General features: G+C 68.6%; 10 protein-coding genes. 3 read left to right on the forward strand and 7 right to left on the reverse strand.

Going from position 1 to position 12,292, the window contains the following annotated elements; all coding sequences use genetic code 11:
- Positions 1-39 precede the first annotated feature (39 nt).
- The 6 genes from AB0M14_RS23580 to AB0M14_RS23605 all read right to left on the reverse strand — a co-directional run bounded on the left by AB0M14_RS23580 (position 40) and on the right by AB0M14_RS23605 (position 8,542).
- On the reverse strand, positions 40-579 hold the full coding sequence (locus AB0M14_RS23580) for a TerD family protein (RefSeq protein WP_364998319.1): 540 nt from the start codon (positions 577-579) through the stop codon (positions 40-42).
- Positions 580-765: 186 nt separating this feature from the next.
- Positions 766-4,551: a multifunctional oxoglutarate decarboxylase/oxoglutarate dehydrogenase thiamine pyrophosphate-binding subunit/dihydrolipoyllysine-residue succinyltransferase subunit gene (locus AB0M14_RS23585; RefSeq protein ID WP_364998321.1), complete on the reverse strand. Its 3,786-nt coding sequence runs from the start codon at positions 4,549-4,551 to the stop codon at positions 766-768.
- A gap of 302 nt (positions 4,552-4,853) precedes the next feature.
- The gene (locus AB0M14_RS23590) at positions 4,854-5,636 is read right to left on the reverse strand and encodes an ABC transporter permease (RefSeq protein WP_364998323.1); all 783 of its coding nucleotides are present in this window, start codon (positions 5,634-5,636) and stop codon (positions 4,854-4,856) included.
- Positions 5,633-6,652: an ATP-binding cassette domain-containing protein gene (locus AB0M14_RS23595; protein ID WP_364998325.1), complete on the reverse strand. Its 1,020-nt coding sequence runs from the start codon at positions 6,650-6,652 to the stop codon at positions 5,633-5,635. Before AB0M14_RS23595 ends, AB0M14_RS23590 begins: the two co-directional genes overlap by 4 nt.
- Positions 6,649-7,374: a hypothetical protein gene (locus tag AB0M14_RS23600; protein WP_364998327.1), complete on the reverse strand. Its 726-nt coding sequence runs from the start codon at positions 7,372-7,374 to the stop codon at positions 6,649-6,651. The genes AB0M14_RS23595 and AB0M14_RS23600 overlap by 4 nt, the downstream gene beginning before the upstream one ends.
- A gap of 151 nt (positions 7,375-7,525) precedes the next feature.
- On the reverse strand, positions 7,526-8,542 hold the full coding sequence (locus AB0M14_RS23605) for a glutathione S-transferase C-terminal domain-containing protein (RefSeq protein ID WP_364998329.1): 1,017 nt from the start codon (positions 8,540-8,542) through the stop codon (positions 7,526-7,528).
- A gap of 38 nt (positions 8,543-8,580) precedes the next feature.
- Here AB0M14_RS23605 and AB0M14_RS23610 point away from each other — a divergent pair, with 38 nt between their 5' ends.
- The gene (locus tag AB0M14_RS23610; protein ID WP_364998331.1) at positions 8,581-9,375 is read left to right on the forward strand and encodes an enoyl-CoA hydratase/isomerase family protein; all 795 of its coding nucleotides are present in this window, start codon (positions 8,581-8,583) and stop codon (positions 9,373-9,375) included.
- 77 nt (positions 9,376-9,452) lie between these two features.
- Positions 9,453-10,658: a long-chain fatty acid--CoA ligase gene (locus tag AB0M14_RS23615; RefSeq protein WP_364998333.1), complete on the forward strand. Its 1,206-nt coding sequence runs from the start codon at positions 9,453-9,455 to the stop codon at positions 10,656-10,658.
- Here AB0M14_RS23615 and AB0M14_RS23620 read toward each other — a convergent pair whose 3' ends face one another.
- Positions 10,659-11,402, reverse strand: a complete 744-nt coding sequence (locus AB0M14_RS23620) for a tyrosine-protein phosphatase (RefSeq protein WP_364998335.1) — start codon at positions 11,400-11,402, stop codon at positions 10,659-10,661.
- Between the two features lie 372 nt (positions 11,403-11,774).
- Between AB0M14_RS23620 and AB0M14_RS23625 the strand changes: the two genes are divergently transcribed.
- Entirely contained in the window at positions 11,775-12,254 is a 480-nt protein-coding gene (locus AB0M14_RS23625) for a TetR family transcriptional regulator (protein ID WP_364998337.1), read from the forward strand.
- The last annotated feature ends 38 nt before the right edge of the window (positions 12,255-12,292 follow it).

Here is a 12,292-nt window from a genome sequence, read left to right on the forward strand (position 1 = left end):
GCCGCGAATGCCCCCAATTCGTGTGCCCCCAAAAAGGGTTCAGACCAGGAATTGCGCCAGCTGGGGCACCGCCTCGACCGGGTGCTTGGCGGGCAGGTTCACGCCGATTTCCTGGTACACCCAGCCCTGTGCGGTGCGGACCAGCTTGCCCATCACGAAACCTGTTGCGCCCCGGCCGCCGTCGAGCTCGTAGCGGGCGAATTCGTAGTCGGCGATGCCGTCCACCAGCCGGCAGAACGCGTTGTCGATCTGCCCGAACGGCTGCCCCGAGTAGGAGGTGACGATGAAGAAGATGGTCGTCAGATGGTCGGGCAGCCGCGTCAGGTCGACGGTGATGACCTCGAGGTCGCCCTCGCCCTCACCGGTGGTGTTGTCGCCCAGCAGCCGCACCGACCCGTCCTGCGACATCAGCTGCTCGTGATAGACCACATCGGCGATCGCGTCCCCGGCGAACATCATGGCGGCGGCGTTCAGATCGATGTCGGGCCGTCCCCCGTCGATCCACCGCCCGCGCGCCGGATCCCAACCCAGCGCCATGGTGACGAAACTGAGTCCCTGGCTGGTTTCCGCTGTGGACACTTGGGGCACCTCTTTCGAACCGGGACGGCGCAACCGGGCTCGCGCCGTCTCCTTCACCCTAGGTGCTAACCAGATTCGGCAACTCGAAACGGCCGTGGGCACCTGCGCAAACACGAACGCCGGGTGCGAGCCCCGCTCCAGTTCAAGAGCGAATTCGCACCCGGCGTCCGGGGTTTCAGCTAACGGCTAGCTGGTCGGCTCGAAGGCCTCGGCGATGATCTCCGCCTGCTCCACCGCGTGCACCTTGGACGAACCCGAGGACGGGGCCGACATGGCGCGGCGCGAGATGCGGCGCAGCTTGCCCAGGCGATCGGGCAGGATCTCCGGCAGGTTCAGGCCGAAGAACGGCCACGCGCCCTGGTTGGCCGGCTCCTCCTGGACCCAGGCGATATCGGTCGCGTTCGGGTACCCGTCGAGCGCCTCGTTGAGCCGGAACTTGGGCAGCGGGTAGAGCTGCTCGATCCGCACGATGGCGACATCGTCGCGCTTGTTCTTGGCCTTCTCCGCGGCCAGCTCGTAGTAGAGCTTGCCGGAGGTCATCAGCACCCGCTTGACCTTGGCGCGGTCGCCGACGCCCTGCTCGTAGGTCGGCTCGTCGAACACCGAGTGGAACTTCGATTCGGTGAAGTCCTTCAGATCCGAGACCACGGCCTTGTTGCGCAGCATCGACTTCGGGGTGAAGACGATCAGCGGACGGCGGATGCCGTCCAGCGAATGCCGGCGCAGCAGGTGGAAGTAGTTCGCCGGGGTGGACGGCACCGCGACCGTCATCGAGCCCTCCGCGCAGAGCTGCAGGAAGCGCTCGATCCGGCCCGAGGTGTGGTCCGGGCCCTGACCCTCGTGGCCGTGCGGCAGCAGCAGCACGACATCGGAGAGCTGGCCCCACTTGGCCTCACCGGAGGAGATGAACTCGTCGATGATGGTCTGCGCGCCGTTGACGAAGTCACCGAACTGCGCTTCCCACAACACGAGTGCGTCCGGGTTGCCCAGCGAGTAGCCGTATTCGAAGCCGACCGCGGCATACTCCGACAGCATCGAGTCGTGCACCGCGAACCAGCCGGGGCTCTCGCTGCCGATGTTGTGCAGCGGGGTGTACTCGGCGCCGGTCTTGCGATCGATGATCACCGCGTGCCGCTGGGTGAAGGTGCCGCGCCGCGAATCCTGACCGGTCAGGCGCACCGCGGTGCCCTCGTCGATCAGCGTGCCGAAGGCCATCAGCTCGGCGAAGGCCCAGTCGACCTTGCCCTCGTAGGCCATCTCGCGGCGCTTGTCCAGCACCGGCTTGACGCGCGGGTGCACGTTGAAGCCGTCGGGGACATTGAGGAAGGCGTCGCCGATGCGCTGCAGCACCGACTTGTCGACCGCCGTCTGCACGGTGGTCGGCACCTTCTGCTCGTCCTCGACCGACTCCGAGGGCTCCGGCGGGTACTTCTCCAGTTCGCGGACCTCGTTGAACACGCGCTCCAGCTGGCCCTGGTAGTCGCGCAGCGCGTCCTCGGCCTCCTTCATGGAGATGTCGCCACGGCCGATCAGCGATTCGGTGTAGGCCTTGCGGACCGAACGCTTGGTGTCGATGACGTCGTACATGTACGGCTGGGTCATCGACGGGTCGTCGCCCTCGTTGTGGCCACGGCGGCGGTAGCAGATCATGTCGATGACGACGTCCTTGCGGAACTTCTGCCGGAAGTCGACCGCGATCCGGGCCACCCAGTCGCAGGCCTCCGGGTCGTCGCCGTTGACATGGAAGATCGGCGAACCGATGAACTTCGCGATGTCGGTGGAGTATTCGGTGGAGCGGCTGTTCTCCGGCGCGGTGGTGAAGCCGATCTGGTTGTTCACCACGATGTGGATGGTGCCGCCGACCCGGTAACCGCGCAGCTCGGACAGGTTCAGCGTCTCCGCGACCACACCCTGACCCGCGAACGCGGCGTCACCGTGCAGCATCAGCGGCACGACGGAGAAGCCCTCCGGGCCGTCGCCCTTGTCCAGCAGGTCCTGCTTGGCGCGGGCCAGACCCTCGAGCACCGGGTCGACCGCCTCCAGGTGCGAGGGGTTGGCGGTCAGCGAGACCTCGATCTCGTTGTCGCCGAACATCTGCAGGTAGGTGCCGCGCGCGCCGAGGTGGTACTTCACGTCGCCGGAGCCGTGCGTGGCCGCCGGGTTCATGTTGCCCTCGAACTCGGTGAAGATCCGCGAGTACGGCTTGCCGACGATATTGGCCAGCACGTTCAGCCGGCCGCGGTGCGGCATGCCGATGATGACCTCGTCGAGGCTGTACTCGGCGCACTGGTCGATCACGGCGTCCATCATCGGGATGACGGTCTCCGCGCCTTCCAGCGAGAAGCGCTTCTGGCCGACGTACTTGGTCTGCAGGAAGGTCTCGAAGGCCTCCGCCGCGTTCAGCCGGTTCAGAATGTACTTCTGCTGGGCGACAGTCGCTTTGACGTGCTTCTGCTCGACCCGCTCCTGGATCCACTGGCGCTGCTCGGGATCGAGGATGTGGGTGTACTCGACGCCGATGTGACGGCAGTAGGCATCGCGCAGGATGGACAGCACGTCGCGCAGCTTCATGCGCTCCTGGCCGTGGAAGCCCGCGACGCTGAACTCGCGGTCCAGGTCCCACAGGGTCAGGCCGTGCTGGGTGACATCGAGATCCGGGTGGCTGCGGAACTTGTCCTTGACCAGGCGCAGCGGATCGGTGTCGGCCATCAGGTGCCCGCGGTCGCGGTAGGCCTGGATCAGCTCCATCACGCGCGCGCTCTTGTCGACGCCGCGTTCGCGCATGTCCTTGCGCCAGCGCACCGGCTCGTACGGCACGCCCAGGCCGTGGAAGATCTCGTCGTAGAAATCGTCGGAGATCAGCAGGGTGTGGATGGTCCGCAGGAAATCGCCGGACTCCGCGCCCTGAATGATGCGGTGGTCGTAGGTGGAGGTGAGCGTCATCAGCTTGCCGACGCCGATGTCGGCGATGCGCTCGTCGCTCATGCCCTGGAACTCGGCTGGGTACTCCATGGCGCCCGCGCCGATGATCGCGCCCTGGCCCGGCATCAGGCGCGGCACCGAGTGCACCGTGCCGATGGTGCCGGGGTTGGTGAGCGAGATGGTGACGCCGCTGAAATCATCCGCGGTGAGCTTGCCGTCCCGGGCGCGGCGCACGATGTCCTCGTACGCGGTGTGGAACTGCCCGAAGGTGAAGGCCTCACAGCCCTTGATGGCGGCGACGACCAGCGAACGACTGCCGTCCTTGCCCGCCAGGTCGATGGCCAGACCCAGGTTGGTGTGCGCGGGGGTGACCGAGTGCGGCTTGCCGTCGATCTCGGCGAAGTGCCGGTTCAGGTTCGGGAACTTCTTGACCGCCTGCACGATGGCGTAGCCGAGCAGGTGGGTGAAGGAGATCTTGCCACCGCGGGTCCGGGCCAGGTGATTGTTGATGACGAGGCGATTGTCGATCATCAGCTTGGCCGGGATGGCGCGCACGCTGGTGGCGGTGGGGATGCTCAGCGAGGCGTTCATGTTCTTGGCGACCGCGGCCGCGGCGCCACGCAGCACCTTGGACTCTTCCTTGGCCTCGGCCACGGGAGCGCCGGAGGTGGGCGCGGCGTTGGAGGCCGGGGCCGGGGTGGTCTGCGGCTTGCGCGCGGCCGACGCCGGAGCGGGCGCGGCGGCCTTGGGCTGCGCGGCGGGCTTGGTCTCGGCGGGCTTGGGCTGCGCGGCCGACTTGGTCTCGGCGGGCTTGGCGGCGGCAGGCTTGGCCGGCTCGGCCTTCGGCGCGGCGGCCGGAGCCGGGGTGGCGGACTCCTGCTCGGGCTGGCCGTCGGCGGTGGCCTCCGGGTTGTAGTCGGCGAGGAACTCGTGCCAACTCTCATCGACCGAGGACGGATCCTGTTTGTACTTCTGGTACATCTCGTCGACTAGCCACTGGTTCTGGCCGAACTGGGAAGTTGAGCTGCTCACAGCAGGTGTTCGCCTCATTTCGTTCTTCGCGCTGCGACGTTTGTGACGTGCCCGGCACGGGGATCGGCTGTGGTGCTCCGATACGCCCTAATTGAGGATATGCCCAGCAGCAAATCGGCGGTGCTACCCACCACCGGACAGACCCAAACTCGACTGTCGAACTCGTCTGATACCGACTTTATGCCTCTCCGTTATCGCAGCGCCGCCCAGCGTCGGGTTTACCCGCCAGTTGACACCGCGACCTGGGGCGGGATGCCGGATATTTGCCACATCTTGATAAAGCTGACGGGGCCGGAACCGGCGAGGTGAGCTCCGCGGAGTCAGAGCTCGCGGGTCCGCACCGCCCACCACCCGGCGCCCGCGACGCCTGCCGTCCACAGCACGAGCACGATCATCGCCGCGGGTGTCGGGGCCAGGAAGTCGCTGTCCGGGAAGGACCCGGCGGCGACCGTGGCGATGGTGGCCGAACCGGGCAGCAGGGTGACGAACCCCTTCAGGCCGAGGCCGCCCGCGACCAGCCAGACCAGCGGTTCGGCCAGCGCCAGCCAGCCGAGCACGATCGCGATCGCCAGTGCCGACTGACGCAGCAGCACGGCGAGCCCGGCCGCGATCAGCGACCAGCACACGACAGCGAGCAGGCCGCCGCCGAGCACAGTCACCAGCCGCAGCCCGAATTCGGTCTTGCCGCGGCCGAACCCGAACAGCGCGGCCAGGCCGACCAGTTCCACCACGACCGCCGCCGCCAGCGCGAAGGCTCCGATGACCAGGAACTTCGCGGCGACCAGGCGATCGCGGTCGGTGCTGAACAGGGCCGTGACCGGCATGGACTGATAGCGATATTCCGATCCAGCGGCCGTGGCGCCGAAGTACGCGGCACCCAGGATCGCGGCGACGACGCCCAGGTACAGCCCGACCGACGCGCCGCCGGTCACCGGGTTGGCCTTGGGATTCGCGGGCCCGGCCAGCAGCGCGGTGACCGTGGTCGCTACCAGCGTGATGGCGGGTAGCACGATCGCGAGCACCAGATTCGGGCGCAGCGAGTAGGCCTTGCGGACCTCGGAGTTCAGCGGCGGAACGAGCTCGGCGGGCAGGACGGTGATCATCGTGGAATCCCGGGATGCTGGTGGGGCGCCGGCAGGCCGCCGGGCGCGGGTGGTTGCACGCGGTTCGGCGGGGGCACGTACATGGTCGAGGAGACGGGGCGGACCGGGCGGGTCAGCGAGGCGAGGACCCGGTCGGGGTGGATCAGGTCGGCGGCGATGCCGTCGATGCGCACTTTCGCGGCCTGCGCCGCGTCCCGGATCTCGGCTTCGGTCGTCTCCGCCACCGCGAGTCTGCCGTCGGGGCGCATCACGGCGTCGATGTGCCCGCGCGCGGCCAGCACGGTCGCCAGCGCGACCGGCGTCGACGCGGCCACCACCAGACGGTCGGGATGGCTGCGCCGCAGTTTCGCGGGGGTGCCCTGATAGACGACGACGCCTTGGTTCAGCACGATCACGCTGTCGGCCATGGACACCACGGCGGCCAGGCTGCGGCTGGAGAGCAGCACGGTGCCGCCCCGTTTGGTGTGCCGCTTCAGGAAATCCTGTAGCCAGCCGCGTTCGGCGGGATCGAGACCCGCCACCGGATCGTCGAGGATCAGCAGCGGCGGATCGGCGAGCAGCGCGGTCGCCAGCGCCAGCCGGGTCTGCTGGCCCGGGCTCAGCAGGCCCGCCCGGGTGCCCGCGAAATCGGCGAGGCCGACCGTGCCGAGCACTTCGTCGGCGCGTTCATCGGGGACGCCGGCGGCGGCCGCGTACACCCGCAGGTGGTCGCGGGCGGTGCGCGCCGGGTGCAGTCCGCGGGGGACGAGCACGCCGCCGACCGGCGCGCCGCCGCCGAGCCCGGCCACCTGGCCGGGGGCGCCGAGCGACGCGGTGCCGGAGGTCGGGGGCACCAGGCCGAGCAGGATCCGCAGAATCGTCGACTTGCCCGCACCCTCGGGGCCGACCAGCGCCGCGGTGGTCCCGGCGGGGACGGTGAAGCTGACGTGCTCGACCGCGCCGAGTTCGCCCGCCGCACCCGGATTGAAACGCTTGCTCAGCCCGCGGACCGCGAAAGCGGGTGTGGTTGTGGTCATTCCGGCTTCGCGGTGGTCTTGCGCGCGTCCAGCGCGGTCAGCGGATCGGCGTCGACGATCACGTGCCGGTCCGGCGGCCAGGTGGCCGGCGCGGCGCCGAAGGCCTGGTGCGCGTTCTTGATGGTGGTCTTGCCCAGCGTCCGGTTGCCGAAGCCGCCGATGGCCGCGCCGATGCCCATCGGCAGGATCTTGCCCGCCATCAGCGCCATCCGCTTGGTCAGGAATCGGATGATGAAGCGCTTCATCAGTGAGTCGTTCATCGCGGACAGGCCCGGAATCTTGTTGGCCAGCAGCGTGCCCCAGTTCTTGGCGGAGTGCCCGACCGTGCGCTCCACGATGTCCATGCCCTCGCCGCCGAGCACCACGGCCAGCACCAGCGCGCGGCGCTGCTCCTTGGCTTCGGGCGCGACGCCGTGCACCGCGGCGATGGCCAGCGCGTAGAGCGCGGAGGCTTCCAGGAAGAACGCGGTCTCCGCGGTGATGGTCGCCATCGAGGCGATGGTGCCGACGCCGGGCACCGCCGCGGTCGCGCCGGCCGCGGTGCCGCTGCCGGTGACCGCGAGCAGATACTGCTTCTCCAGCCGCGCGATCACCTGCGCGGGCGTCTCGCCGGGATGTGAGCGGCGGATCCGGTCGACGTATTTGGCCACCGCGGGCGCCTGCAGCTTGGACCCGTTTTCGAGTAGGGACACCACGGTCTTCTCGAACGCGCCATGCTTCATGGCAACACCCCTTAGTAATCGGCCAGTCGCAGCTATCCGCTGGCAGAACTCTATGGCACCGGCCCGACGCCGGCCCAACACAGCAACGAACCGCACTGTTCGAACGGTTCCCCGTGCCGGATCGGTATACCCGTCTCTACGCGCCTTATCGCTAGTCGATCTCGGGCACCCGTTCCCGCTGGTGCGGCGGTGGTGGCGGAGCGCCCTCGCCGAACGGTGTGCCACCCAGCGCTTCCCGGCCGTGCGGGCTCAGCCAGTTCGACAGCTCCGGGCCTTTCGGCACGACCTTGGTCGGATTGATGTCGGTGTGCACGACGTAGTAGTGGGTCTTGATCTGCCCGAAGTCGACGGTGTCGCCGAAGCCGGGAGTTTGGAACAGATCTCGCGCATAGGCCCACAGCACCGGCATTTCGGTGAGCTTGCTCCGATTGGTCTTGAAATGGCCGTGATAGACCGGATCGAAGCGGACCAGCGTGGTGAACAGCCGCACGTCCGCCTCGGTGATGGTGTCGCCGACCAGGAAGCGTTGCCGGGCAAGGCGTTCGGAGAGCCAGTCCAGCCGGGCGAAGAGCCGGTCGTAGGCGGCCTCGTAGGCGTCCTGGCTGCCCGCGAAGCCGCAGCGGTAGACGCCGTTGTTGACGTCCTTGAACACCGCGAGGTTGACCTCGTCGATCTCGGCGCGCAGATCCTTCGGATACAGCTGCGGCGCGCCCGCACGGTGGTAGGCGGTCCACTCGGTGGAGAAATCCAGGGTCATCTGCGCGTAGTCGTTGGTGACGACCTGGCCGGTCGGCACGTCCACCAGCGCGGGCACGGTGATGCCGCGCGGATAGTCCGGGAACCGGGCCAGGTAGGCGTCGCGCAGCCGGGGGATCCGCAGTACCGGGTCGAGGCCGTCGGGGTCGAGGTCGAAGGTCCAGCTCAGCTTGTCGTGGGTGGGCCCGCACAAGCCGAGCGAGAGGACGTTCTCCAGACCGAGCAGGCGGCGCACGATGAGTGTGCGGTTGGCCCAGGGGCAGGCACGGGCGGCGATCAGGCGGTAGCGGCCCGGCGTCACCGGATAGCCGTCGTGGCCGTCGGCGGTGACGCGGGTGGTGATGTAGTTCGTATCCCGTTTGAACTCGCCGGGTTCTACATAGGAACCGCTTTCGGAAGCTGTCTCGGTCACCTGGCCAGTCTTCCAGACGAAGGCTCTAGTCTGGCCGAATGAGTGATTTGAAGGCCACCCGGCTAGAGCGCGAAACCACCGACGGCGGGGCGGAGATCGCCGTGCTCACGCTGGCCAATCCGCCGCTGAACCTCTTCGACCAGGCAATGCTGGACGCGCTGGTCGCCGATCTGGCCGAGCTGACCGCCGACCCGCCGCGTGCGCTCCTGATCCGCGCCGAGGGCAAGCTCGTTTCCGGCGGCGTGGACGTGCACGTCTTCGACGGGCTCAGCGTCGAGCAGGGGGCCGAGCTGTGGCGCACCCTGTTCGCCCAGATCATCCATCCACTGGAGGCGCTGCCGTGCCCGGTGGTGTTCGCCGCGCACGGGCTCACCCTGACCGCCGCCTTCGAGATGGCGGTGGCCTGCGACATCATCCTGGCCGCGCCGAAGGCGAAGTTCGGTCTGGTGGAGACGGTGGTCGGCCTGACCCCGTCGATGGGCGGGCCGCAGCGGCTGGCCGAGCGCGCCGGTTCCGGCCGGGCCCGGGAGTTCGTCATGACCGGCGATCTGTATGACGCTGCGACCATGGCGGATTGGGGTGTGGTCAACGCCGTGCACGACGACGTCGAAACCGCCGCAAGGCAACTCGTGCACCGGTTGGCCCAGGGCCCGACCAAGGCGCACGCGGCGACCAAGGCGATTATCGAGGCCTGGCGTTCCGGCGGTGTGGCGCACGCGGATTCGGTGACACCCGAGGTCTCGGGTGCGCTGTTCGCGACCGAGGACCTGAAGGGCGCGGTGCGCAGTTTCCTGGAAGTCGGGCCGGGTAAGGCGACCTACACCGGTCGCTGACCGCAAATCCCCCCACAGTTGTGAGCGAAGTCATATAGTCGCAGTGCCTGCTGAACCGAGGCACCGCGGAGGACTACATGTCGCAGCAGTTGTTGATCGAGTACCCACTGAAACCGCCTGCTGCCAGTGCCAACCCGCTAGCGCGCGGCGCCGACGGCGTGCTGCGCTACGGGAACCTCACGCCCGCCCTGACCGAACTGCTGGACCTGCAAGTCCACGCCTTCTCCCAGCGGGAGGCGGTGGTCGAGATCGGCGGGCCCCGCCTCACCTACCGGGAACTGTGGCATTCCGCGTCCCGGGTGGCGGGTGGCTTGCAGGAGCACGGCATCGGTTACGGCGATCGCGTCGCGATCCAGCTGCCCGCGGGCGCCCGCTGGGTGCAGGCGTTCCTGGGCGCGTTGCTCAGCGGCGCGGTCCCGGTGCTGGTCCCGGACGGGCTGCCGCCGGCCGCGGCGCAGCGGGTGATCGACGACAGTTGCGCGGACTTCGTGCTCGGCGACGACCTGCCGGACGGTGCGGCGTTCATCGATGACGGTGCGGCGCTGAGCGATCTGGCGCTGCTGTGCTACACCTCCGGCACCGCCCATCCCCGGGGTGTCGAGCTGACCAACGAAAACCTGCTGTCGGCAATACGTTCGGTGGTCGGCGCGCTGGACCTGCCCACCGACGGCCTGCGCAATCTGGTGCTGCTGCCGCTCGCGCACGCCAGCGGTTGCGTCGACCAGGTGTTGCCGACCTTCGCCGTCGGCGGCACCGTGGTGCTGGTCCCCGATACCGCCCGGCTCGCGGAAACCGTTGCCGCCGAACGGATCGACATGGTCTCGGCGACGCCCCGGATCTTCGCGCGACTGCTGCCGGCATGGGCCCGGCAGCCCGAGAAGCTGCGCGGCGGCGGGGTTTCCCGGGTCTGTAACGCGGGCCACCGCGCCGAGCGGGCGGCGGCCGCCCCCACCGACGTGGCCGACGCGCTGCGCGAGATGTTCCCGGCCGCCCGCCAATGGTCGGTCTGGGGCGCGACCGAGACCAGCGGCATCGGCCTGGCCGTCGACGCCGAGACCGCGGATCCGCGCAGTGTGCTCGGATTCCCGTTCGGCGGAACCGAATTGGCGCTCTACGGCCCGCGGGCGGGCAGCGGCCACGGTGAGTTGCTGTGCCGCGGCCCCAATGTCACCCGCCGCTATTGGCGGGACCCGAACGCGACGGCCGCCCGGTTCACCGGCACCTGGTTCCACACCGGGGACCAGGTCACCATCGATCCGGACGGCCTGGTGCGCCGGGGCTAGTCACTCGAGCATGCGACGGTGCAGCTGCGCGCGCAGAGCGGGGGTGATGCCGATCTGACCGAGGTAGTTGTCGAGGCCGCCGTGCCGGGTCTCGACCGATTCCAGCGCGGCGGCCAGGTACTCCGCCCGCACGCCCAGCAGGTCGTCGGAAAGCTCTTCGCCCGCGGCGAGTTTCGGGGCCAGCATGGCGCGCAGCATGGGCACGGCCGTATTGCTGAGCAGGTAGTCGGACAGGATGTCGGCCTCGGTCACCTGCACCGCTCCCAGCAGTGCCGCGACGGCCCAGCCGGTGCGGTCCTTGCCCGCCGCGCAGTGCACCAGCGCCGCGCCTTCATCCCGCAGGATGGACTCGGCGAGGGTGCGAATCGCGAGGCCGGCCTCGGGGAGCGAGGGGAATTCCCGGTAGACGTCGAGCATGTGCTCGAAGGCCGAGGAGGTCTGGGCGTCATGCGGGGGCGCCTCGCCCATCCGGGAGTCGAACGGGGTGACGTGCAGCCGCACCCCTTCGGGCAGGTTGTCGTGGCCCATGTGCTCGATTTCGCGCAGGCCGCGCAGGTCGTGCACGGCGCCGACGCCGAGCTGGCGCAGGCCGGCGTGGCCCTCGGCGTCGAGGCGGCTGAGCTGGGCCGAGCGCAGCAGGACGCCGGGGCGGACCTTGGCGCCGTCCACGGTGCGCAGGCCGGCGACGTCGCGGAAGTTGAAGGTGCCGGGTATGAGGAACTGATCAGCGGGCGGGGATGTCACCGACTCAGGCTAGCGGGCGACAGGGCCTGGCGCGGCACAGCGATGTGGCATCGGTCACAGCGATGGGCGGGCGTTTCGGTGGGTTCTAAAGTGTCAGATGGTGCGTTTAGCGCCCTGGATTAGGGCAGCACGCAGCGTTCTAAATAGATACCAACTGGTCGCAACCCCGTCCCATTTAGGTAACAAAACATTCTTCCGGTACGTAATTACCCATTGAACCCATTCTTAAAACCGGAAAAGCCTTTACCATTGATGCATGTTGGACCGGGCAGCCCGGGGATCGCATCGTGGAGATCCAGCGCGGATGGCCCGCCAAGTTCAGCGAGTCGCGCCGACGAGGGTGCGCGAGATCTTTCGCCGAGGGAGCCGTCGTTGAGCGCACGTGGAGAACTAGCGGAGAGCCGGGTCCGCCCGACGATCTGCGAGGCCGTCGAGAAGGCGGCCGCTTCGCTCGATTTCACCGGTGTGCGCGCCCTGCGGGTGCTGCTGCACGCGGGGGTGAGCGCCTACTGGCCGTTGGTAAAAGCCGCGCCGGGCAAGCAGATTCGAGCCTATGAGTCGACGGTGCAGACCCTGCGCGAGCGCTGGGATGTGCAGACCGATTGCATTCCGGACCCCACCACCTCCGCCCGGTTCCAGGAGATGGACTCCGAGGTCGCCATGTTCCTGGAGCTGTGCGCGCAGCGGTCGGGCACGCAGTGGCTGGAACCGGTCGAGTCGATCGCCTGCTATGTGGTGTCGGTCCTGCACGGGACGGTGCTGCGCTGGCTGGCCGACTGCAACGACGAGACCACCCTTGTAGTACTGGATGACCTGGTCAGCGGCCTGACCACGCGCGCCGTCGACGCCTGAAACCCGCGCGTCGCCGGCCCGCCGCGCGCCGGGCTGGA

This window comes from Nocardia sp. NPDC051832 (assembly GCF_040681285.1).
GTDB lineage: Bacteria > Actinomycetota > Actinomycetes > Mycobacteriales > Mycobacteriaceae > Nocardia.